At 53.3% G+C, this 22,341-nt stretch carries 20 protein-coding genes; 12 read left to right on the top strand and 8 right to left on the bottom strand.

Annotated features, from left to right (window positions below; translation table 11 throughout):
• Nucleotides 1-80 precede the first annotated feature (80 nt).
• Complete coding sequence (locus FIV00_RS08875) at nucleotides 81-1,013, bottom strand: LysR family transcriptional regulator (RefSeq protein WP_173005921.1); 933 nt, start codon at nucleotides 1,011-1,013, stop codon at nucleotides 81-83.
• Nucleotides 1,014-1,333: 320 nt separating this feature from the next.
• Here FIV00_RS08875 and FIV00_RS08870 point away from each other — a divergent pair, with 320 nt between their 5' ends.
• The 10 genes from FIV00_RS08870 to FIV00_RS08825 all read left to right on the top strand — a co-directional run bounded on the left by FIV00_RS08870 (nucleotide 1,334) and on the right by FIV00_RS08825 (nucleotide 12,821).
• Complete coding sequence (locus FIV00_RS08870; RefSeq protein ID WP_152500410.1) at nucleotides 1,334-2,803, top strand: NAD(P)-binding domain-containing protein; 1,470 nt, start codon at nucleotides 1,334-1,336, stop codon at nucleotides 2,801-2,803.
• A gap of 2 nt (nucleotides 2,804-2,805) precedes the next feature.
• Nucleotides 2,806-3,285 carry a CMD domain-containing protein gene (locus FIV00_RS08865; protein WP_247649363.1) on the top strand — a complete coding sequence of 160 codons (480 nt, stop codon included), beginning with the start codon at nucleotides 2,806-2,808 and terminating at the stop codon, nucleotides 3,283-3,285.
• On the top strand, nucleotides 3,282-3,869 hold the full coding sequence (locus tag FIV00_RS08860; protein WP_152500408.1) for a peroxidase-related enzyme: 588 nt from the start codon (nucleotides 3,282-3,284) through the stop codon (nucleotides 3,867-3,869). The genes FIV00_RS08865 and FIV00_RS08860 overlap by 4 nt, the downstream gene beginning before the upstream one ends.
• A gap of 8 nt (nucleotides 3,870-3,877) precedes the next feature.
• Complete coding sequence (locus FIV00_RS08855) at nucleotides 3,878-4,972, top strand: NAD/NADP octopine/nopaline dehydrogenase family protein (protein WP_209006983.1); 1,095 nt, start codon at nucleotides 3,878-3,880, stop codon at nucleotides 4,970-4,972.
• Nucleotides 4,973-5,016: 44 nt separating this feature from the next.
• A complete protein-coding gene (locus FIV00_RS08850; protein WP_152500406.1) occupies nucleotides 5,017-6,123 on the top strand; it encodes a PotD/PotF family extracellular solute-binding protein in 1,107 nt (368 codons plus the stop codon).
• 80 nt (nucleotides 6,124-6,203) lie between these two features.
• Nucleotides 6,204-7,190: an ABC transporter permease gene (locus FIV00_RS08845; protein WP_152500405.1), complete on the top strand. Its 987-nt coding sequence runs from the start codon at nucleotides 6,204-6,206 to the stop codon at nucleotides 7,188-7,190.
• Entirely contained in the window at nucleotides 7,187-7,981 is a 795-nt protein-coding gene (locus FIV00_RS08840; protein WP_152500404.1) for an ABC transporter permease, read from the top strand. The genes FIV00_RS08845 and FIV00_RS08840 overlap by 4 nt, the downstream gene beginning before the upstream one ends.
• Nucleotides 7,974-9,059, top strand: coding sequence for an ABC transporter ATP-binding protein (locus FIV00_RS08835; protein ID WP_152500403.1), 1,086 nt, complete (start codon nucleotides 7,974-7,976; stop codon nucleotides 9,057-9,059). The genes FIV00_RS08840 and FIV00_RS08835 overlap by 8 nt, the downstream gene beginning before the upstream one ends.
• 643 nt (nucleotides 9,060-9,702) lie before the next feature.
• A complete protein-coding gene (locus FIV00_RS08830; protein ID WP_173005920.1) occupies nucleotides 9,703-11,364 on the top strand; it encodes a sulfotransferase in 1,662 nt (553 codons plus the stop codon).
• Nucleotides 11,365-11,579: 215 nt separating this feature from the next.
• On the top strand, nucleotides 11,580-12,821 hold the full coding sequence (locus tag FIV00_RS08825) for a metallochaperone AztD (protein WP_152500401.1): 1,242 nt from the start codon (nucleotides 11,580-11,582) through the stop codon (nucleotides 12,819-12,821).
• Between the two features lie 80 nt (nucleotides 12,822-12,901).
• Here the strand turns inward: FIV00_RS08825 and FIV00_RS08820 are convergent, their stop codons facing one another.
• The 3 genes from FIV00_RS08820 to nspC all read right to left on the bottom strand — a co-directional run bounded on the left by FIV00_RS08820 (nucleotide 12,902) and on the right by nspC (nucleotide 15,842).
• Entirely contained in the window at nucleotides 12,902-13,237 is a 336-nt protein-coding gene (locus FIV00_RS08820) for an IclR family transcriptional regulator C-terminal domain-containing protein (protein ID WP_209006864.1), read from the bottom strand.
• A gap of 218 nt (nucleotides 13,238-13,455) precedes the next feature.
• Complete coding sequence (locus FIV00_RS08815; protein ID WP_152500399.1) at nucleotides 13,456-14,694, bottom strand: saccharopine dehydrogenase family protein; 1,239 nt, start codon at nucleotides 14,692-14,694, stop codon at nucleotides 13,456-13,458.
• A gap of 50 nt (nucleotides 14,695-14,744) precedes the next feature.
• Nucleotides 14,745-15,842 (bottom strand): carboxynorspermidine decarboxylase, encoded by a 1,098-nt coding sequence (gene nspC, locus FIV00_RS08810; protein ID WP_152500398.1) that lies wholly within the window; start codon nucleotides 15,840-15,842, stop codon nucleotides 14,745-14,747.
• Between the two features lie 665 nt (nucleotides 15,843-16,507).
• Between nspC and FIV00_RS08805 the strand changes: the two genes are divergently transcribed.
• Together FIV00_RS08805 and FIV00_RS08800 are read left to right on the top strand one after the other, a co-directional pair.
• Nucleotides 16,508-16,693, top strand: coding sequence for a hypothetical protein (locus tag FIV00_RS08805; protein WP_152500397.1), 186 nt, complete (start codon nucleotides 16,508-16,510; stop codon nucleotides 16,691-16,693).
• A 260-nt stretch (nucleotides 16,694-16,953) separates the two neighbouring features.
• Nucleotides 16,954-17,985, top strand: a complete 1,032-nt coding sequence (locus FIV00_RS08800) for a hypothetical protein (protein WP_152500396.1) — start codon at nucleotides 16,954-16,956, stop codon at nucleotides 17,983-17,985.
• A gap of 243 nt (nucleotides 17,986-18,228) precedes the next feature.
• Here FIV00_RS08800 and FIV00_RS08795 read toward each other — a convergent pair whose 3' ends face one another.
• The 4 genes from FIV00_RS08795 to FIV00_RS08780 form a co-directional block, all read right to left on the bottom strand.
• On the bottom strand, nucleotides 18,229-19,572 hold the full coding sequence (locus FIV00_RS08795; protein ID WP_152504178.1) for a TRAP transporter large permease: 1,344 nt from the start codon (nucleotides 19,570-19,572) through the stop codon (nucleotides 18,229-18,231).
• A 1-nt stretch (nucleotide 19,573) separates the two neighbouring features.
• Nucleotides 19,574-20,110 carry a TRAP transporter small permease gene (locus tag FIV00_RS08790; RefSeq protein WP_152500395.1) on the bottom strand — a complete coding sequence of 179 codons (537 nt, stop codon included), beginning with the start codon at nucleotides 20,108-20,110 and terminating at the stop codon, nucleotides 19,574-19,576.
• A 109-nt stretch (nucleotides 20,111-20,219) separates the two neighbouring features.
• The gene (gene dctP, locus FIV00_RS08785) at nucleotides 20,220-21,269 is read right to left on the bottom strand and encodes a TRAP transporter substrate-binding protein DctP (protein ID WP_152500394.1); all 1,050 of its coding nucleotides are present in this window, start codon (nucleotides 21,267-21,269) and stop codon (nucleotides 20,220-20,222) included.
• 22 nt (nucleotides 21,270-21,291) lie between these two features.
• Nucleotides 21,292-22,341, bottom strand: a complete 1,050-nt coding sequence (locus tag FIV00_RS08780) for a pyridoxal-phosphate dependent enzyme (protein WP_152500393.1) — start codon at nucleotides 22,339-22,341, stop codon at nucleotides 21,292-21,294.

Here is a 22,341-nt window from a genome sequence, read left to right as displayed (position 1 = left end):
AAATGATGCTTCGTTTGTTACCTTTTGAGGGCTCCTCACCTGGTGCCCGGAGACGTTACGGAGAGCACGTTCGAGGTGCATTATTTCCAAAGCTTTTCAACACCTTGAATGATCTGCTCGCTTTCGGCAACGCAAGCTTCGACCACCAGATTGAGACGATCTCTCAGTGGGTTCTCGTCGTCGGCGAACAAACCCCATGCGTAGTTAATCTTGGCCGTCAAAGGCCGGATTGACACACCTTCAATCGGCACGCCAAGTGCAGTTACCGGATCACAGAGAGCGACCCCCAACCCTGCCCGCGCCGCCATTGCCGCGCTCAGGGACGAGTTGGTGGCAATTTCAGACGAAGGTCTTATGCCTGCTTCGCCAAGTGCGCGATTGATTGCGTCACGAACACCGTAACCGTTGCAGATGGTTGCCATTCTTTCGCTCGCGAACACCGAGAGCGGGATCGGCTCGTCACCATCAAAGCGGCTCCCCTTCCGGACCACGGCAACGACCAGAGAGTCAAAACGAGCAAGGCATTTCAAGCGGTCGTGCTCACTCGGATAGGCTGAAAACCCAAGGTCGGCCGTGCGTTGACGAAGTGCGTGCAGAACCCGTTCCGAAGTTGTCGTTTCGACATGAACAAAATCAGGCAATACGTCAGCGACGCGTGACAGCACCGGTCCGACCAGTCCTGCGGACATCGTCGGAGTCGCCACGATGTCGATAGCAGCTAACCTTTCGTCTCTGATCGCATGAGCCCGTTCCGTCAATTGTGACAGGTTCGCCATAACACGCTGGGATTCTTCAAAAAATTTGATCCCCTTGGCGGTCGGAGAGATTTTTGGCCCGTTCCGCTCGAACAACGCAAAACCTACGCGCGCCTCCAAATCCTTGACCATTCTAGTCACAGCCGGCTGGCTGATTGACAACCTCTGGGCGGCGGCCGTCATGGACCCGTAGCGGACCACAGCGGCAAAAGCTTCCATTGAGCGAATGTCAGGCCGCCCATTATTCAGTGTTGACATATTAGAGAACCTATCATTACGGTAAGCTATCATTGACGCGTCAGTATGCAAAATTAGCATAGCAAGCTACTATGCGATCGGTAAGGGGACCGGCGCAATGACACTTGGATTTGTGAACGCGGTTGTTTGGGGCAAGTTCGGCCAGGATCAGATCTGTTCGAATACTTCTGCTCCGAAATCCAGGGGCTTCGCTGTTGCAGGGGGCTCAATCTGCCAAGCTTTTTCCAGGCAGCCCTGCAAACCGCACATCTCCAACCCGGGTCGAGGTGTCAACTTGCCAATGATCGTCGGTTCTAAGAAATTCCTGGAGGGCATGTAAGATGACAAAAATACTGTCCTCAATAGACTCGCAAGGTCTGGCGGTGCTCGAAGCCCGTCTCAAGGATGATCTGGATCTGCTTTGCTACCCCTCCAAGGACTGGATACCGCAAAGAACGGATGTGACAGACGTCGTCATCATTGGTGGCGGAATGTGCGGGATGGTTGCCTGGCTGGCTTTGAGAACAGGCGGAATTCACAATATCCGCGTTCTCGATCGGGCCACCAAAGGCTACGAAGGTCCCTGGCTGGGATACGCCCGCATGGAAACCCTTCGGTCTCCCAAGTTTCTGACCGGCCCTGCCTTCGGACACGGTTCCCTGACATTTCAGGCCTGGTTCCGTGCCCAGTTCGGCACGAAAGACTGGGACGAACTGGACAAGATCCCACGCACGATGTGGATGGACTACCTTTGCTGGTATCGCAAGGTTCTCGAGATTCCGATCGAAAACAACGTTTCGGTCGATCATGTGGAGCCCGATGGGGACCTGTTGCGGCTCACAGTCTCGGGTGCGGAAACGGGAACCATTCAAACCCGCAAACTGATCTTTGCAACGGGACGCGACGGAACGGGCGGCCCGAATATTCCCGAATTCATGAAGGAGCTGCCGAAGCATCTGTGGGCGCATAGCGCAGACGAAATCGACTTTGCCGCTCTGAAGGAGAAGCGCGTTGCCGTTATCGGTGTTGGCGCGTCGGCAGTCGACAATTCGGCAGAAGCACTGGAGCACGGCGCAGCGGAAGTGCGTCACCTGGTTCGCCGCAAGGAGATGCCGACAATCAATAAGATGATGGGCATTGGCAGCTATGGATTTACTGCCGGTTATGCCGCCTTGCCCGACGAATGGCGCTGGCGTTTCATGCAATACAGCTTTGCAACACAAACCCCCTCTCCGCGCGGATCAACCTTGCGGGTCAGCCACCACCCGAATGCTTACTTTCATTTCGACAAGGCAACGACGCGGATAGATCAGTCCGGCGGCGGAGCACTCCTCCATTTTGCAGACGGTACATCCTACCAGGCGGACTTCGTCATCCTTGGGACCGGATTTGTCATTGACCCAATGGCGCGGACGGAATTCGGTGAAACGGCAGCGGAGATCCTTCTCTGGCATGACGTCTACACCCCACCTGCCGGCGAAGAGTCTGCCGATCTGGGACGGTTTCCCTATTTGAATTCCGATTTCACTTTCAGGGAGAAGAACCCAGGCAAAGCCCCATGGCTGAAGAATGTCTATTGCTTCAACTACGGCGCATCAGCGAGCCTGGGCAAAGTGAGCGGCGACATTCCAGGCATCAGTGATGGTGCCGCATGGCTGTCTCGCTCCGTCGCGGCTTCGCTCTACGGTGAGGATATAGAGGCCCACTGGCAGGGGATGCAGGACTACGACACGCCGGAACTTCATGGCGATGAATGGCAACCGAGCGAGCTGCCGCTGGAAGCACACCGAAGGGAGAGCGAGGCGGTATGAATATGTCTGACCTCACAATCCTTACCCAGGCCGGTGTTGCACCGGATAGCACCTTGTCCAGGGTGGTATCGATGCGCGGCAACATCATTGGCATGACGCAGTCTGCCGAGGAAGCCGTTTTGCGCCCGAAGGAAACAGGCGCCTTTCCCCACGACCTTCGCGCAGCGATAGCCGCACGCGTCTCGCGCCTCGCCGGAGATGAAGCATTGACGGCATATTATGTGGCTCAGGCCGGACAATACGCGGCTTTGGGAGAGCTGGGAGACCCGTGTGAGCAGCATGCAGATTTGGCTGTGGTTTTGTCTTTCGTCGACAAAATCGCAAATCAGACCCGGGATGCTGCTGCCAACGATATTTCGGACCTGCAGGAAGCAGGTGTTGCCGATGCCGATATCGTTCGGCTGTGTGAATTGGTTGCCTTCCTTGCTTTCCAGATACGTGTGATTTCCGGATTGCGCCTGATGAATGGAAAAAGCACGTGACCCGGATCGTCCACAAATTCACGCGCAAGGTTCCCGAATGGCGTCCGCGCCTGAAGCCGGTGAAACTGGAAGAAGCCACTCAGGAGCAGCTCGACGCGCTCAAGGTGACCCCCTCCAACACCAAGGTGTCGGCCTACGTCTTGACCCTTGCCCATGATGTCGAGAGCCTTTCGGTTCGCTCCCCGCTGTTCAACGCGATCATGTACGATCGTGGCGGCATGTCACGTGAAGAGCGTGAACTTGGTGCTTTGGCGGCATCCATGGTCAATCGCTGCATTTATTGCGCAGCAGTTCATGCGGACCGCCATGCAAAACTTGCCAAAGACGAAACCGTGACGGACGAGCTGTTCCTGAACGGCAGCAATGCCGATCTCAGCCCGAGAAACCGTGCGATTTTCGATTTTGCGCGCAAGGCCGCTGAGGCACCGCCTTCAGCTGGTCCTGAAGATATCGAAAAACTGTCAGATGCAGGCCTCTCAGATGAAGAGATATTCGACCTCATCTTGTCATCCTCTTTGTTCGGATGGGCAAATCGCCTGATGCACGTCTTGGGCGACCCGGTGGGTCGAAAGGAGACGGCATGAAGGATCAGATGCGTGTAGGCATTGCAGGTGCCGGATCAATCGCGTGCGGCACGGCAGCACTTTTGTACAGGAACAAGCATCTTCCGACACTCTGGTCGCCGTCGGGTAGAAGCACGACCGCCTTCGAAACCAAGCCCTTGCAGGCTCACGGGGTGTTCGAAGAAGAATTTATGCCTGCAATAGCCCAATCTGCACAGGAGCTGGCCGAGACGAACGATGCACTGATCATCGCCTTGCCGGCAACCGGGCACAAACAAATCATGGATGCGCTGGCCCCCCATATTCGCGAGGGGCAGCACGTCATTATCTCATCCCATGCGTCTTTCGGCGCTGTCTATCTTACGCAGGCTTTGGCAGCGCGTGGCGTATCGGCACCCGTCACCGCATGGGGCACGACTATCGTCTCGGGCCGCCGCGAGCAAGGACCCAGGGTACGCGTCAACACCATACGAAACCGGGTTGATCTGTGCACCGTGCCCGAGGCTGAAACAGATCACGGACTGGCCCTTTGCAAGAGTTTGTTCGGCGACCGCTTTATGCCACGCGATGGCTTGCTGGCCATTTTGCTGTCCAATCTCAATCCGCAGAACCACCTCGGAATCGCCCTTTGCAACATCACCCGGATGGAGCGTGGTGAGGACTGGAGCCAGGGACTGAATGTCACGCCGAAGGTAGGACGATTGCTGGAGAAACTCGACCTTGAGCGTCTTGCAATCGCCAAGGCGCTGGATCTGAAGGTTAAAACGATCTTCGAACACTTCCACCAGAGTTTCCACGTGCCTGTTGGATCCATTTCCGAAATGAACCAACAGATGCACACGCATGGTTATGGCGGCCTTGGACCGGCAACGGCAGACAGCCGTTACGTGACCGAAGATGTTCCATATGGACTGCAGGTGACCGTAGTTCTGGGCCGGTTGGTAGACAGGCCTGCCACGTTACATGAAGCCGGCATTAGGTTATTTTCAGCAATGTATGACCGGGAATTCGCGCTCGAAAACGAATTCCTCCATGCGTTGGAATTGGAAAGCTTCAGCCTTTGCGACTTGCAGCATGCGTCCCGCACCGGGGTGCTGCATAGACCATCCACGCCACAAACTTAAACAAAAAAGGATGGACCAAACTTAACCGACTAGGAGACGCTAAGATGACCAAACTTACCATTGACCGCCGACGCTTCCTGGGTACTGCTGCCATTGGGGCAGCAACTCTTGCCAGTCCTGCCTATCTTCGCCGTGCGAGTGCTGCAGGCGGTGAAGTGAACATCTGGACGTACAACGATTTTGTTCCCGAGGCCTTCAAGAAACAGTTCGAGGCGGACACCGGAATTAAGGTGAATATTCGCCTGGTTGATGACCAGGGCAAGCAGTTCAACCTGCTCGCCGCCGAAGCGCCCAATCCCACAGTGGACATCATGACCGTGGCCGGTCACCGTTTCCTACAATTCATAGACAGCGACCTGCTTGCCCCGCTCGACACCGGTCGGCTGAGCAACTGGGGGAACATCAACCCGACATTTTCCGAGAGCGACTGGTCGACCATCAATGGGCATAAGTGGGGTGCACCTATCCTGTCCGGCATGGAAGTACTCGCTTACAACACCGAGCTTGTCACCCCCGAGGAAGCCAGGAGCTGGGACGTTCTCTTTTCGGAAAAGTATAAGGGCCAGACCGCCTATATCATCCAGGACATGATGTCGATCGTCATGCTCAAGATGGGCTACGACGGGAATATGGTTGCTTATCTCGATGACCCTGAAAAAGCAGCTGCGATTGTCGAAGAAGCCAAGGCGTTCCTGATCGAGAAGAAACCGCTTGTCAGGAAATATTATGACAGTGGCGCTGAAGTACAGCAGATGTTCATCAACCAGGACATTGCTCTTGGGCACAGCTGGAATGGCCCTGCCGCGGCGCTCATCAACGATGGGTTCCCGCTGGCCATGACCATCCCGCAGGAAGGGTCTTACGGCTTTGTCTACACTTACAACATTGCCAACAACGCTCCGAATGCTGACAACGCTTACACGTTCCTGGATGCCATCTTGGCCTCTCCGGAAATCGGTGCGTCGATGACCAAGGCCTCCGGCTTCATCTCCACCTACAAGGATGCATCGAACTATCTGACGGACCTTGAAAAGAAATCGACTTCGTTCTCGGACGACGAACTTGAAAACCTGCAGTTCTTCCGCGCTGAAGCGAATGAGATGAAGTACGGGCTTGTCGATCCGGCTGTTGAAGCCATCAAGGCTGCCTGAGCTGTCGCTCTGAAGATCAGAAAGACCTTGTCCGCCCGTGAGGCGGGCAAGGCAATCAAGTCACATTGGGGGAAACTGGCATGAGCGATGATGTCGCTCCACGCACTGGCCGCGGCTCTGACACCATGGAAAGAAAAGGTCTGACCTTCTGGGGCACATTGTCAAGCTGGACGCCTTATCGGGTTGTTGTCGGGCTCGCAACCGCTTCGCCGCGACGTCAGTTCCTGATCCTTGCTACCTTTCCTTTGCTATGGGTGCTCACGCAACACCTTGGACCAATGCTGCAGATGCTTCGGGTGAGCTTTACCGATGCCTATCCGGTTGCACCCGGGGTGGAGCAGCATTTCACCCTCGACAATTATGCGCGTTTCTTTGGCGACTATATTTTCTGGCAGCCGTTTTTCCGCACGCTCATCTTTGCCAGCGTCTTCACTTTTTGCACTTTGATCCTGACTTATCCCGTCGCCTATTTTCTGGCGCGTCACGTCAGCCGCAAGAACCAGATGCTGATGCTTCTTCTATTGCTGATCCCGTTCTGGGTCGGTGAAATCGTCCGCACCTATGCAATCATGATCCTTCTGGGAAACACCGGAGCGGTGAACCAGTTGCTCAAGTGGCTGGGCCTTATCGATCAGCCGATCCCGTTCATGTACACCAGCTTTTCCATGGGTGTCGGGATCGTCTACCTGACTGCACTTTACATGCTTTTACCGCTGTATTCGGCATTGGAAAAACTTCCCAGAAGCTACAATGAAGCTGCCGCCGACCTCGGCGCTTCGGCATGGACCCGCTTTCGCCGGGTTACTCTTCCCCTCACGCTGGAAGGGATCTCGTCAGGATGTACGCTGGTGTTCCTGATATCGACAGGGTTCTATGCAACTCCGGTTCTGCTCGGTGGTCCTTCCACGACCGTATTTGCCGAAACGATCGCCGGGTTCTTCCATGTCGCTGGCGATGAATGGCCGACAGGTGCCGCCTTTGCGACAATCATGTTCATTGCCGCGATATTCCTGACCGGCGTCTTCCAGAAACTGATGAACTCTCTACGCAAAGGAGACAGGAATTGAACCGGGGCAACCGTATCCTGCTCTCTTGTGTCTACTGGGCGTTTGTTCTCTACGTCTTCGTCCCTCTGGTCCTGATGATTGTCATGGGCTTCAAAGACAGCAAGTTTATCGGCTTTCCGATCCGCTCGTGGACACTCGACTGGTACACCGGCGTCTTCGACGATGCGGCGGTGCCGTCGGCATTTATCTATTCGGTTGTCATTGCAGTTCTCGCAACGGTCATCTCCGTTTTCGTCGGAACCTGGATTGCAGTCCTCTTGGAAGGCAGGAAGTTCCTTGGCCGGACCGCAATTTTCGGCCTGACAATTTTGCCTGCGCTCGTCCCCGGTATTATTTCCGCGATTGCCTTTCGGATCTATGCAAGGTGGCTCGGCATCGAACCGGGAATGGGCGCTATTGTGTGGGCGCATGCTGTTCACAACGTACCTTTTGTGGCCTTGGTGCTCATGGCACGGCTGTCGACATTGCCGAAAAGCCAGATTGAGGCGGCGCGAGACCTTGGTGCCGACCCTATTCTGGCGTTCTTGCGGATCACCCTGCCCTATCTTGTTCCTGCAATTCTGGGAGCCAGCATCTTTTGCCTGTTGCTCAGCTTTGATGATTTCGTCCGTTCCTTCTTCCTGGGAGGTTATGAGCCGACGTTGCCTGTCCTGATATTCGCCAAGCTCAGATCCGGCATGTCGCCGGAAATCAATGCCATTGCGACAATCGCGCTGATCCTGACGGCTGCAATCGGCATATGGGCGGAACGTTTCACCCGACGTATGAACAAGGAGTCCCGAAATGACTGATACGAATGCCCTTGTTCGCATCGAGGGTGTGACCAAGAAGTTCGGCGAGACCGTCGCGTTGGACAACCTCACGCTTGATATCGCCCGGGGTGAATTCGTCACCTTCCTTGGCCCGTCCGGTTGCGGCAAGTCCACGACGCTCAGAATTCTTGGGGGCTTTGAGCGACCAACATCGGGGCGCGTCATTCTGGATGATGTTGACGTTACGCGGCAGCCACCGGAAAAGCGCCATGTGAACATGGTGTTTCAGGATTATGCCCTGTTCCCTCATATGACCGTTCGCCAGAACATCTCTTTCGGCCTTGAACTCAAAGGGATGAACAAGACTGATATTCGCCTCCGGCAGGATGAAATTATGTCGTTTCTGGAATTGGACAATTTTGGAGACCGATACCCAGGTCAACTGTCGGGTGGACAGCGACAGCGTGTGGCGTTGGCTCGGGCGCTCGCACCTGATCCCGCCCTACTGCTACTTGATGAGCCGCTCGCGGCGCTTGATGCGAAACTTCGCGGTCAGGTTCAGCAGGAACTCAAGGCAATCCAGCGGCGAACCGACAAGACTTTCTTCTTCGTAACCCACGACCAGGAAGAAGCTCTGACAATGTCAGACCGGATCGTGGTCATGAACCAAGGCCGCGTTGAACAGGACGGAACGCCCGAGGAACTTTATTTCCATCCCGCAACCAGGTTTGTCGCCGAATTCATCGGTGAGACAAACCTCCTGACCTGCAAAATGCGCGGTCAAGATGGCGATGCGATTGTGATGGACTGGTTTGGCAAGACGCTAAAAGGTCTGTCGCCAGGTCATGTTCCCCAGGTTGGCGATACCATCACGGCATCAATCCGATTGGAAAAACTCGCCTTCCACGCGGCGCGTCCGGAGCACTCTAATGCAGTTAAGGGAACCGTTGTCGGCAAGACTTTTCTCGGCAGCCGCATGACGCTCGACCTGATTGTCGAAGAAGCACAGGGCGCAAGACTTCGCGCCTTCGTAGATGCGGATGTCGGACAATCAATCGGCTCAGAGCCGGTTTGGATTGGATGGGATAGTGACAGCATGGCGGTGCTTCGCACATAGAGCTGAAGACGACACGAATGTCCGTCACAGGCGAATTTGCAATAGTTAGCCGTCTATTGTTTCCAGCTTCAACATTTCGTCTGCGATCTATTGCCGTTGTCGCTTTCCGCTTCAATCCGATTGAAGACACCTTTTGGACGTCGCAGCAGAAGCAACGTCGTGGGCGAGCTGTTCAATAAAGCTCAAGGCTATTTTTTGATCGTGAACGCTGGAACTGTGCCGAAATGCGTAAGAACTTTAGGGTCCCCTTCTAAGGAAAAGAAGCGTCCCCAATCCTCTCACGCGTAAGTCTCTCCAAACACCTGAAACAAACGCAGGTCCGGTCCTTTCAGGACCGTGAACGGCCTGGGATTCGTTGTTGGCGATATCCCGGCAATCTCCAAGGGGAATTTCGCGACCATCCATATGATTGGTTGCGTTTTCGGGCTGATACAACTTGCTACAAATCAGTGGTACGCCTGGCACACTTCTACGACAAATTGACAATAGTCTGCCTGTCCGAAGCGAAATTCGGCTCTCTCAGATCAGGGCAGAGAACCAATTGAAACTAAGGTGAATATTTGAATTCTCACCCACCATGATGACTGCAGCCGCTTCAACCAACACATCATTTCTTCGCATCAATAGGTCTATTGGAATTGATATGAGTTCGGAACTAGCGCGCCTTGTGCAAATAGCCTTGTCTCATCAACATGCTGGACGACTTTCCATCGCATTCGGTCTTTTTGAAGACATTCTCAAACGGGATCCGAACAACGCTCAGGCAAATTTCACGCTCGGTATCGCAGCTTATCAGGCCGGAGATATTGGGTTGGCGATTGCCCGTCTTAATATTGCCGCCGACAAAGCTCCCAAACACCCGCAGGTTCATCAACTTCTCGGATTGGCACTGCTGAATGCCGGTGATCTGAAGTCCGCTCAAAAGTCTCTCAAGAAAGCGATTTTGCTCAGCCCCAACGTTGCCGACTTTCACGCCCAGCTTGGAGATCTTTATACAAGAAAGAGGCAACCAGACCTGGCCCGCGCAAGTTTTGAAGCTGCGCTGAAGATTGAGGCGAACAATGGCTATGCCTTGATTGGTATGGGGCAGCTTGAGGTTTCGGTAGGCAATATCGAAGACGCGGTAACCTGGTTTGAACTCGCGATTTCCCAAAAGAAAGAACTGCCGGCGGCTTACCAATTTCTAACAATGACAAAGACTTACCAGTCGAGACCGGAGGAACTCAGCCAGATCGAAGAGCTGCTGAAGAACGTGGCTCAGGCAAATACAGAAAAGTCCAATTTGCATTGGGCTGCAGGCAAGATTTACTACGACATCGGCGATACTGAGCGCGCGGTGCAGCACTATCGCAGCGCTCGGAAACTTAGATATTCGGACTTTGATCAGGTTAAGTACGAAGAACGCATGGCTTTTATGAAGGAAGTTTTTGACAAGGACTTCTTTTCAAGCCGGCTGGAATTTGGAGACAAGAGCAAGCGACCGGTTTTCATTTTTGGGATGCCAAGATCCGGAACCACGCTGGCAGAGCAGATTATCAGCCGTCATTCGCACGTCGCCAGCGGAGCGGAGATTTCCTACTTCAGACATCTTCAGCAAGACCTTGGCTTGACCCGGGCACCAAGCACGGCACTTGAAACACGGCTGAAGAGCATGGAAGCTCGTGATTTCAAGACTTTTGCCAAAGGCTATTTGAGTGTGTTGAACGATGTCGACAAACGAGCCGACCGTGTCACCGACAAGATGCCGCACAATTACGAAATGCTTTGGCTGATGAGCCTTCTATTTCCAAATGCGGCCTTTGTTCATTGTTGTCGTTGTCCTGCCGATACCTGCATTTCGCTTCTGTCTCACGCACTATCTCCGGCACATAGCTATTGCCTGACGCAGCAATCGGTTGGTCGGTATTTCCATGCATATGCGAATTTAATGGAGCATTGGCAGCAAGTGTTGCCCGTACAGTTACATCGGTTGAGTTATGAAAAGCTGGTCGATGACCAGCTCGGTGAGAGCCATAAACTATTGGAACAATGCGGGCTCGAATGGGAAGAGGAATGTCTCGAGTTCTATAAGGGCAGCAGCCCGATCACGACCTTTTCCAACCTGCAGGTTCGCAGGCCGATATTTCGGTCCTCAATAGGACGCTGGCGCCGATACAAAAACCTGCTCACGGATCTCTTCGATGCGCTTGGCTCGTTGGCTCCACGTGAACTGCGCGAAGGAGAACAGTCTCATCTCCCCAAGCCTGGCTGCACGACAAACAATCCTGACAATGATGCCTCAATAGAGAGACAAAGAGGTGCTTGAAGGAGGTTTCTTCATTTCTCGCATCCGGTTGGAAGTCTGTTTTCGAATAAGGCAGCACCTTAGACAAGCATCGCGACCTGACCTGTAAAATGGGTCACCATCCACCTTACCTCTCCTGCTCGCGTATCCAACCTGATCCAACTTTTTCACCTGTCGGCAGTGGACCACGCTTTCCAATTGGATTAAGTTTGTTATGTTATATCGTAACATAGAGGATGAAGATGTTCTTCAACTATCCACATGCCATGGTCGCCGCAGGTGCGCTTGCCATGGCGTTGGGCTCCACCGTGCCCGCAATTTCTGCCGATGAAACAAAGGAAACCTGGCGTCTCTTCATCACCGACCAGGCTGAAGGACTGATCACGGTCGTCGACCCCGCGAAAAACTCCGTGCTCAATCGCTTCTCGACGCTCGGCTATGTGACACACCTCAAACCGACAGAGAGTGGCAAAGCGCTGTTCGCGGTTCAGATGGATCATGACGCAGTCCACGTTGTCGAAACTGGCATCGTCCTTACGGACCACGGTGATCATCAGGATATCGAGATCAAGGATGCAGCGCTTCTGCCGACAGTGATTGAAGGCCCCAGACCTGTTCACGCCGTAATGCATGACGACAAGATCCTTCAATTTTTTGACCGTGATGGCGAAGCCCGGGTCTATACGGAAAAGAACCTCTTGGAGGGCAGCGCTGAGCACAAGGTCGTCAAGACCGCGGCTCCACATCACGGCGTGGTTGTTCCAATCGATGATCACTTTGTCGTATCGGAACCCAATCTCGACACAGCCACGCCTGCAGACAAGTTACCGCCGCGGCTTGGCGCAAAGGTCGTCGACAATAAGGGCAAGCAGGTTGGAGAAGTTGCGACTTGCACAGGTCTACATGGCGAAGCGACATCCGCCGGTCTTGTGGCATTTGGCTGTGTTGAAGGTGTCCTCGTCGCGCAGTCGGATGGCAGTGGTCCTCCGGACCTTGAGCTCATTGAGTATTCCGCAGACATGCCCGATGGTCGCGTTGGCACGCTAGTTGGTGGAAAAGCCCTCCAGTTCTTTCTTGGCGACTACGGCGATGACCGGCTCGTCTTGATCGACCCGTCCAGCGACACTCCCTTCCGTTTGGTCGACCTTAAAATTCGAGACGTTCACTTCGTTCTTGACCCAATCCGCGTGAAATATGCCTACGTTTTCACTGAAGACGGAAAACTTCACGCTCTCAACGTCCTGAGCGGCGAGCTCGTCCGGTCAGCCCAAGTCACCGAGCCTTACAGCAAAGATGGCCATTGGCGGGACCCGCGGCCCAGGCTTGCCGTTATGGGTGACCTGATCGCCGTCACAGATCCGCGCGAAAGCCTTGTCAGGCTTCTTGATGTGAATACGTTCGAAGAAGATCGGACCATCGCTATTGGCGGCTCGCCTTTCAACATCGTCGCCATCGGCGGTTCGGGCCTTCAACACTGAGTGTCAAACAGCTCGTTCGGAGTCGGCTGTTCCCAGGGGCAGCCGGCTATGTCAAATGACCTGATATCTGGAACAGTGCATTATTCAATCGCAAACCTATCGGATCCACCTGTCTCCCGAGCAGCCTGCTTAGCACATTCAAACAAGGCCCATCTGTCTTCGGGTTCCTTCATCAGACCAAGGTTTGTGACTGTCGTCATGACACAGGCCAGTTCCTGCTGCGCGTCGAAAACGGGCACTGCCTGACCTGTAATGCCGGGAGACAGATGGCCTGTAAGTTCTGCCCAGCAGGAATCGCGCATTTGTTTCAGTTCGCGCTTTGATGGTTTCTTGTTGCGATACCCGGCAGGTTGCAGTTTCCGGGCAACGTCCGCATGGGCCTCGGACAGGTAAGCCTGGAACAATAGCCCGCACACAGAGTTGTCCAATGGTAGGACATTGCCAAGACTTGCTGTGTTGACGGCAAAATAAGCACTTCTATACCGCCGTACGATGGTTGGCCCGCGTTCCGTCCATATCGCAACACCGGCGCCAAGGCGACATTCTCAGTCTATAAATATGTCTCAAAAAATTGAGCCGCTGGCAGGACTGATATCCTGTCAGCGGCTATTTTGCTGGTCTGTAGTGTCAGGCCTTAGAACGTAATCGCCCGATCACCCGCAGCATCCTTTATGCGGGTCGACAGTCCGATGCGGTTCAAGATGGCAAGGAACGGGTGCGGCGGCAGTTCTTCGACGTTGGCCATCTTGCTCACGTCCCATTCGCCAGTGGCGATCAGCATCGCGGCAGCAACAGGCGGCACACCTGCGGTGTAGGATATGCCCTGACTGCCGACTTCCTCGTAGGCTTCCTTGTGGTCGGCGACATTGTAGATGAAGACCTCATGATCCTTGCCGTCCTTGACGCCTTTCACGAAGTCACCAATGCAGGTTTTTCCCTCGTATTCCGGCGCTAGTGAAGATGGGTCCGGAAGGCAGGCCTTTACCACTTTGAGCGGGACAACATCCAGGCCCTCTGCCGTCGTGACCGGCTGTTCGGAGAGAAGACCGATATTCTTCAAAACGGTGAAGACATTGATGTAGTGCTCACCGAATCCCATCCAGAAACGGACATCGGCACCATCCATATTTCTGGCGAGAGAATGGACCTCGTCATGGCCACACAGATAGGCCATGCGCTTGCCGACAACCGGCAGATCATATTCCTTGCCGATTTCGAACATCTTGTTCGCCTGCCAGTCGCCATTCTGCCAGGAATAAACTGTGCCGGTGAATTCGCGGAAATTGATTTCCGGATCGAAATTGGTGGCAAAGTAGCGGCTGTGGCTTCCCGCATTGATGTCAACAATGTCGACCTCGGTGACTTTGTCGAGATAGTCGTCCTTGGCAAGACGGGCATAAGCATTGACGACACCCGGGTCAAAACCTGCTCCCAAAATGGCCGTCACGCCGGCTTGTTCGCATTCCTTGGCCCGCTTCCATTCATAATTGGCGTACCAGGGCGGTGTCTCGCAAATCTTGCCGGGCTCCTCATGGATCGCTGTGTCAATGTAAGCCGCACCGGTCTTCAAACACGCGCTCAGGACAGACATGTTCAGGAAGGCCGTGCCGACATTGATGACAATTTGCGCTCCCGTCTTGCGGATCAGTTCAGCGGTCGCTTCGATATCGAGCGCATTCAGTTCGTGTCCTTCAAGGACGCCCGGCTGTTTAAGAGCTTTTTTCTCGTGCACGGTCTCGATAATCTTGTCGCACTTGGACTTGGTGCGCGAGGCAATATGGATGTCACCGAGCACATCGTTGTTTTGTGCACATTTGTGACCAACGACCTGGGCAACCCCGCCTGCACCGACAATGAGAACGTTCTTTTTCATGTGTTCCTCTACCTTCCTTGGAACGTGAGCCTTGTTTCGTGCAACAGATCTCAGGAGAGACTCTGCTCGTAATCCTGGTAGTTAAATTCGCGGACAGGCACGATCGTCCCATCCAGTTCCTTCATGGCAATGGCCGGCATTTTTACACCGTTGAACCAATTCTTCTTAACCATCGTGTAACCGGCGGCATCCTGGATCGACACACGGTCGCCAGGCTTGAGTTCATTGGAAAATCTGAACTCGCCGAAAATGTCTCCAGCAAGGCAGGATTTTCCGCAAATCATGTAAGGATGTTCTCCCTGATCCGGGGCCACCCTGGCGCTTTCCCGATAGATCAGCAGATCGAGCATATGCGCTTCTATGGACGCGTCGACGATCGCCAGGTTCTTGCCGTTGAACAGGGTATCGAGCACCGTGGTCTCGAGGGTGGTCGAATTGGTGATCGCAGCTTCGCCTGGTTCCAGATACACCTGAACACCGTATTTGCCCGCAAAAGTCTTCAACCGATCTGCAAAGCGATCGATCGGATACCCCTCCCCTGTAAAATGGATGCCGCCACCAAGACTGACCCATTCGACTTGCTCAAGCAGTGAACCGAACTTTTGCTCTATGTCGGCCAACAGCCTATCGAACAGGTCAAAATCAGCGTTTTCGCAATTGTTGTGGATCATGAACCCACTGATCCGATCAACGACCTTTTCAACTTCCGCAACATCCCATTCGCCAAGCCGCGAAAACGGCCGGGCGGGATCTGCCAGATCGAAACTCGAAGAGGACACCTGCGGGTTCAGGCGCAGGCCACGCACAATGCCGTCAGCCTTGTCCGCAAAGCGTTTCAGCTGATTGATCGAATTAAAGATGATCTTGTCGGCGTGCGAGATTACCTCATCGATTTCGTAATCGGCATAAGCAACCGAATAGGCATGCGTTTCCTTGCCGAACCGTTCATGCCCAAGTCGCACTTCGTTCAAGGACGACGACGTTGTGCCGTCCAGGTAGTCGCGCATGAAATCGAATACGCACCAGGTTGCAAAACACTTGAGCGCCAGGAGCGCTTTGGCACCAGATCGCTCCCTTACATAGGCGACTTTCTCCAGATTTTGACGAAGGCTTGCCTTGTCGATCAGATAGTAAGGTGTCTGAGGCATGTATCTAAATGTCCAACTATTCAACTGGCTGAGAACCAACGCTGCAGAACTGACCATCTGCAGTCTTTTCACTCCAACTAGGTGGATTGGGACTTCAAATCCAGTGCTAATCTTTGGGCCGAAGCACAAAAAGTGACTTACCAAGCGCCAGTTCGAATGCTGGCTTTTCAGGTCGCAACCACTCTACCACAAAATCCCGGTACCATCACAAAATCGGGCTGTATCCGAACAAGCCCATTTTGCCAATGAATGATCGTAACCGTGTGCCTTAAATGAATTGCTTCGGTTGCCTGAGAGGTTCCGTCCCGATCTCGCGCGATTAGGTCTTCGTTGACCAGATTGTCTAACACACGTTCCAAGTGGTCAGCCTGAACATCCGTTGAAATTGCAAGCTCGGACAGCCCAATTCGACTAGAACCCGAACGCCCATTTTGCACCAACTCATTAGGGAGGTTCTTTGCACGACTGTGCCGCGCTAGCCGCCTTTCAGTCGCGCGACATAGTGCCAAAACGATCCAAACAGCCCGAAGAACAATTGTAAACAAACTACTCACAAGGTGATGAGAATTTGCTCAAGAGGTTTAGCCCGGTTTTTGCACCTCTCCCCTATGGTGATTTCCCAGTTTCTTTTCGATACGGAAACATCTTTTTGGGGGACAGGAACAATGCTCACGACAGGTTTTGATGCGACAACAAATGATGCGCAGACCAATGAAACAGAGACTCCCAATGCGCGCTCAAAATTCTATCCAATCATGGGCTCAAACATCAGCGTACAGGCAATAGTCGAAGGGTCGCTCCTTGCCGATATCGACCTTGACCCCGTTCCCGAATACGGCATCCATTATTGAGCGGTATCTGAAGCGGTGTTTACCGTAAGGATGATGTCATTCATTTATGGGAAACGGCATTCAGCCACCGGACTTAATGACCGACACGCAATAAGCCGATGCGGACAAAGTATCGGATCGGATTGACTATATGCGCTTCAAGTATGTGAAGCCGAAACCGTCCTTTCGCCACTTAGATTTCGAACCTTCATAAAATCGACAATCATAAAAGACGCATTCATTTTGCTAGCACTCGCAATAAGCCAGGTTGGTTGGGAAACATGCTCTTTCCGCTTTATGTCATCGTCGCCATCTATCTCCTAACCTTCACAATTACGCTTTTTCGCAACCGCCATACAGTAAAGGGACAGAAGATTTCTGGCGTCCGGTCTCTGCTGATCTCTACCGTTTTTTTATTCCTTGGCACGATGGCTGCGAGTGACGCACATAGCTTCATTGGTTCAGCCTATCTGTTTCTCGCAATTCTATTCGCTGCACCGCTTTTCGCGTTTGGTTTTGGGAGGCTCTTGGCGACGGCGCTGACTTGGCTAGGCCAACATCGCGTACTCTTTTCAACCGTCTTCCTATTCGCGTTCCTTTCGCCAATTGTTTTACTGACATTTCTAGAATTCACACGACTTCAAACTCAGCAACAAATCCAGGAAAGGTTGTTGCTCTTTCAAGACAAAACACTGATAGCAACTTTCAACAACAAAAAAATAATTCTGCCCGCCCACCCAAGATTTTCCATCTTTCATACATGTATCCATGAGCGCAGCGGCCTTGAAAGGAACTGCACCACTCGTTTCAACCAAAAATCCGCACTTAAACTTAGAAGCTCGGCTCTGCTTGAGCCACCAATGAGACTTCAACAACTCGAAATCAGACCCCGGCGACACTCCGCTGACTGCGAAAAGCTTACTAGCGCCGAATGTTCGGAGACCAGCAATCCTCGAGGCTGGTGTGAACGTAGAACCGACGATCTCAGCAAAGCCTGGTGCGACGTTATTCCGGACGGTCAAATGAAGTTCGAATATCGCGAGAACTGGCCCAGCGATTTGTGGATTACAAGTGGTGTCGACGAGATTGCGTTCAAAAAACAAGTCGACCTGCAAGATCATGAAACAGCTTCGTTACAATGCACCGAGAAGGCAAAGTCCTACTGCAAGTTCTATTTCAAACTGGCCAATAACATTTTAGTCAGCGCCTATTTTCAACAAACCGACAAAAGCAACGCTCCAAAACTCGCAGCCAATGCCCTTAATAATGCTCGCCGTATGTGGGAGCTTATGATCGACCCGGAGAGTTCTTAGTACTCCAGCAAGGGTGGCAAACTTAACGTCTGACATTTTTGGAGATAGAGCGTACTTGAGTATTGTTCCATGTTGGCGACCTAAGTCTATCCTCCACCAATCATCAAGCAGTGCACCCATCATATGGCACTAAGGACAAACAATTTCAGACCGCACTTGTGGTCACACAAATCTCCGAAATTACTGTTTCGACCCGGAAGGCACCATACTAACCAGAGCAATTGTTTTTTGCAGCGACCTGGACTAAAGCGACGCCAGATCCCTGAGCATCAACGCAATGCCCGGGAAGAAGATTAGCAAGGCTGACATCACGAAGAGGATCACGAAGAACGGAAACGTTCCTTTGATCACCTCCATGTAGGGCCGGTTGAAGATCGCGATCGCAGTGAAAATGTCACATCCGAATGGTGGAGTTGCGGACCCGATAGCCATTTGCAACGTAACCATCACACCGACAAGAACCGGATCAAGTCCCGACGCATCGACAATCGGCACGAAGATGGGTGTCAATATAACCAACACCACCAGTGAATCGACAAACATGCAGCCAACGAAGAAGCTCAGCGCGATTACTGCAAGAATATATTTGTCCGATGCCCCTTCCAGGTTGAGCGGTTCAAGCAGGCCCTGAGGTATTTGCTCAAAGGAGATATACCAGGAAAACGCCTGCCCAACACCGACCAGAATGAACACAACAGCCGTAATCAGACCTGTGCTGAGCGCCGCGTTCAAGACGTCGTTCAGCTTCAGCTCGCGGTAGATCACGCATTCAACAATCAGCGCATAAAGAACTGAAAAGGAGGCGGCTTCAGTCGGCGTCACTGCTCCTGAATAAATACCGCCCACGATAAGGGCGGGAAACCCCAGAGGTAGCAGCGCTTTCTTGATCGCGGCAAGCCGCTCGGCAGCGGTTTTGCGCTCCACGAGAGCAATCGTTTCGCCTTGAACTAGGCTGTAAACGTAACAATAGCCCGAAAATAGAACCGCCAGAACGACACCAGGACCAATCCCCGCGATGAACAGCTCACCGACACTGGTGTTGGCAAGAGTGCCGTAGAGAATGAGACCGATACTTGGTGGAATGAGAAAGGCAATGTCGCTGGCATTGATGATCAATGCCATGACGAAACTGTCCTTGTATCCTGCCTTCAACAGCTTCGGGCGCATGATCTGACCAACGGAAACCACCGTGGCTTGCGTAGAGCCAGATACCGACCCGAAAAGCGTGCAGCTGAGGCAGGCAGTGATTGGCAGACCACCCCTTCGATGACCAAAAAAGGCTTCAATCAGTCCCAATAGATTGTTGGCCGTATGACCCCGCGCCATGATATCGGCTGCCAATATGAACATCGGCACGGCAATCAAAGCATTCGGCGAAATACCGGTCACGATCTGCTGGATGATGACGCCGGTGTCAATTTGAGAAAAGTGGACCAACCCGACCATTGCCGCAACGGCCAAAGGCACAACCATCGGGAAACTGAGAAACAACAGCACAATCATCGTCACGACCAGGGTGAAGGTGATGACAAAGATGTCCAGTTCGCCTGCGACTATATCGTTGAGGAAGCTCATAACATCGCCCATCTCAGACACCGATATCTTCCGCTTCACCGTCCTGAACATCCAGTGACAGATAGGTTCCCCTTTGCGTGACATTCATCAGAAACGCGATCAGGTACTGGAGACTGGCCATCGCAAGACCGACGGGAATGACTGCGTAAATCAAATAGACCGGAAATTGCAGAGCTGGCGATAGCCGATTGATTTCCTTGACTTCCTGAACATAGAGGACCGATTTGTAGGTCAGAAACATCAGCAAAAGCCCTGTCGTCAGTGAGATCAACGTCAGCAGGACCTTCTTGGAACGCGGTGAAAGCGCATCATAGACGGCGGTCATACGGATGTTCCGTCCTCTTCGGACCGCATAGGCGAAGCCCACGAACGTGACGCCCACAATCAAAAACTGGTTCAATTCTTCAGCGAAAAACAGGCTCTGCCCAAATGCATATCGACCGATTGCATTGGCTGTTGAGTTCACCATCATCAGCAATACCGCAATGATGATGATTGCCTTTTCGGCAAACTCAATCCCTCTGTTTGCAGTTAAGAGAAGCGTTTTCATTTTCAACTCCCGTCTGCCGGCCGTTCATCGGCTCAGCCGCGCCCTCCTCGCGCGTAAAACGCAAAAGGCACGGGAATACATCCCGCACCTTTCGCGCGTCTTTGTGGGCCTATGAGGCGTCCTTTACCTCTTGAATCAGGTTTTCAAGAATTCTCTGGGCGCGGTCTCGAGCCTCTGACTTTTCCTCTTCGCCGTAAGCGTTTTCCACGACTGCGTAGTAAGTTTCATGCAGGCCCGTGCTGAGCTCCTTGAAGATCGCGCGCTCTTCTTCACTCAGCACAACAACATTAAGGTCTGGACGCTCCGCCAGGATTTTGTCCATGTTTTCCTTGTTGATTTGGAGCTGATAGTCGTGAGCAGCCTGCTCCGCAGCTTCTATCGCCTTGTGAACCATGGCCTGCTTCTCAGCACTCAGGCCGTTGAACCATTCGCTGTTGGTAGAGACCGTACCGACATAGGGCTGCTGCCCCGGGAACATCAGGTAGTCTTGGACCTCATGCCACTTGGCGTTGTAGATAAAGTAGATCGGGTTGACCATGCCATCGACGGTCTTCAGCTGAAGAGCACCATAGACCTCCCCCCAGGAAAGCGGCGTTGGCGTTGCCCCGAAAGCTTTATAGGTTTCCACTGGAATTGTTGACGTGAAGGTTCGGATTTTATGCCCTTCAAAATCCGCGGGGCTGCGAATTTCCTTGTTGGCTCCCCAGGCCATTTCGCCTTCGGAAATCATGGTCAGCAGTTTCAGATTGACCTTTTCGAACCTGTCGCTGAGGTCGTTGTAGATTGTTTCACTGCCCGTCAGAACCTTACGGACAACATCCACATCGCTTCCGAGGACATACGGAACACTGAGTGCCTGCACTTCTGGCACGTAGGACCCCAGGTGACCGGTGCCGACTGAAACAAATTGAACGACACCTTTGGCAGTCAGTTCAACGATGTCGTTTTCGGTACCCAATTGGCCGTAATAGAAGATCCTGACCTTAATATCGCCGCCCGACTCTTCCTTGATCGTCTCGGCAAATTTCTTTGCAAAAATGTCCTGCACATCGTTTTTGTCCTCTTCTGAGGCAAACTTCCATGTCTCAGCGCCGGCACCGGTCGCCAGGCCTATGGCCAGCATTGCTGGAATGACGAATTTCGTGAATAGTTTCTGCATGTTGCTTCCTTTCACGACCCGCTCACGCGGGCCCCTCTGAGATTATGACAAGGGGTAAAAAATCCTTGCCGGTTGTTATGTCGGGGAGCTGTGTGCACAAGGCGCCAAACCCTGCTGCGCCTGAAGGTGTGGTCGCTATGCCAAGCCTTGTCATGGCCGCGGCCGCTGCTGATCCATCTGTTTCGGAAAGTGTCTGGTAGATCACGTTGCAGCGCTCAAGAACGCGCCACGCAACGATTGAGGGTTCTTTGCAGTCCAGACGCCCCATGTTGGAATCCGGCCCGTCGGATCGAGCAGGCCGACCTGCGTCATGGCTCGCCTTCAGACAAGCCGCAGCCTCAGGCTCAACAACGATCAGCTCCGGCTGGACTGTCCAGTTCAAGCGGATCATGTGAGACATCGCAGCTGCGAGGCCTCCGACACCGGCCTGGAGATAGACATGGCTCGGCCAATCGCCCGATGCTTCGAACGAAGCCCGTAATTCTTCTGCGATGACGCAGTAACCTTCCATCACCCATTTCGGGATCTCGGTGTATCCGGGCCAGGTGCCGTCAGCCAGCAGCGTTGCACCGGTTTGCGCCGCATCGTCAATCGCTGCTGCGACGCTCTCGTCATAAACGTCGCCGGACCACACAACCTCCGCGCCCAGCGCACAAAGTCTCTCAGCAAAACTTGCCGGAACGGTTCTTGCCAGATGAATACGCGACTTGGCACTCACCCATTGTGCGCCTGCGGCAACGCCCAGCCCATGATTGCCTGCACTTGCGCAAACAAAGGTCTGCGTGTTGGCCATAGAACGCACATCAGCATCCAGGAAGCGTGGCGGTGTCAGGATCTCGCCGGTCTTTGCAAACCAGGCTTCACCGACGAGGCGGGCGACGGCGTAAGGAGCGCCGAGCGCCTTGAAGGCGCCCAGGCCCATTCGAGAGGTTTCATCTTTGGCCAGAAAGGAAAAGCCGCCGGGCCCTTGCAGTCGTCGCATTGGTGAGACGGCGTAGTTTTTCTGTGCTTTGAAGAAAGCAACCGCCTGTTTGAAATCAGGAGAAAAGTCGAGAATGTCTGTGTGTTTCAT

Origin of the sequence: Labrenzia sp. THAF82 (assembly GCF_009363435.1) — a bacterium.
Classification (GTDB): Bacteria; Pseudomonadota; Alphaproteobacteria; order Rhizobiales; family Stappiaceae; genus Roseibium; species Roseibium porphyridii.
This window is presented reverse-complemented; position numbering and strand designations above follow the sequence as displayed.

Coding starts and splice junctions, on each gene's coding strand:
- FIV00_RS08855 (WP_209006983.1), top strand. CDS start 3,878: ATGCGTGTAGGCATTGCAGGTGCCGGATCAATCGCGTGCGGCACGGCA.
- FIV00_RS08830 (WP_173005920.1), top strand. CDS start 9,703: ATGAGTTCGGAACTAGCGCGCCTTGTGCAAATAGCCTTGTCTCATCAA.
- FIV00_RS08845 (WP_152500405.1), top strand. CDS start 6,204: ATGAGCGATGATGTCGCTCCACGCACTGGCCGCGGCTCTGACACCATG.
- FIV00_RS08865 (WP_247649363.1), top strand. CDS start 2,806: ATGTCTGACCTCACAATCCTTACCCAGGCCGGTGTTGCACCGGATAGC.
- FIV00_RS08825 (WP_152500401.1), top strand. CDS start 11,580: ATGAAGATGTTCTTCAACTATCCACATGCCATGGTCGCCGCAGGTGCG.
- dctP (WP_152500394.1), bottom strand. CDS start 21,269: ATGCAGAAACTATTCACGAAATTCGTCATTCCAGCAATGCTGGCCATA.
- FIV00_RS08795 (WP_152504178.1), bottom strand. CDS start 19,572: ATGGGCGATGTTATGAGCTTCCTCAACGATATAGTCGCAGGCGAACTG.
- FIV00_RS08780 (WP_152500393.1), bottom strand. CDS start 22,341: ATGAAACACACAGACATTCTCGACTTTTCTCCTGATTTCAAACAGGCG.
- FIV00_RS08850 (WP_152500406.1), top strand. CDS start 5,017: ATGACCAAACTTACCATTGACCGCCGACGCTTCCTGGGTACTGCTGCC.
- FIV00_RS08875 (WP_173005921.1), bottom strand. CDS start 1,013: ATGTCAACACTGAATAATGGGCGGCCTGACATTCGCTCAATGGAAGCT.
- FIV00_RS08800 (WP_152500396.1), top strand. CDS start 16,954: ATGCTCTTTCCGCTTTATGTCATCGTCGCCATCTATCTCCTAACCTTC.
- FIV00_RS08815 (WP_152500399.1), bottom strand. CDS start 14,694: ATGAAAAAGAACGTTCTCATTGTCGGTGCAGGCGGGGTTGCCCAGGTC.
- nspC (WP_152500398.1), bottom strand. CDS start 15,842: ATGCCTCAGACACCTTACTATCTGATCGACAAGGCAAGCCTTCGTCAA.
- FIV00_RS08835 (WP_152500403.1), top strand. CDS start 7,974: ATGACTGATACGAATGCCCTTGTTCGCATCGAGGGTGTGACCAAGAAG.
- FIV00_RS08805 (WP_152500397.1), top strand. CDS start 16,508: ATGCTCACGACAGGTTTTGATGCGACAACAAATGATGCGCAGACCAAT.
- FIV00_RS08870 (WP_152500410.1), top strand. CDS start 1,334: ATGACAAAAATACTGTCCTCAATAGACTCGCAAGGTCTGGCGGTGCTC.
- FIV00_RS08790 (WP_152500395.1), bottom strand. CDS start 20,110: ATGAAAACGCTTCTCTTAACTGCAAACAGAGGGATTGAGTTTGCCGAA.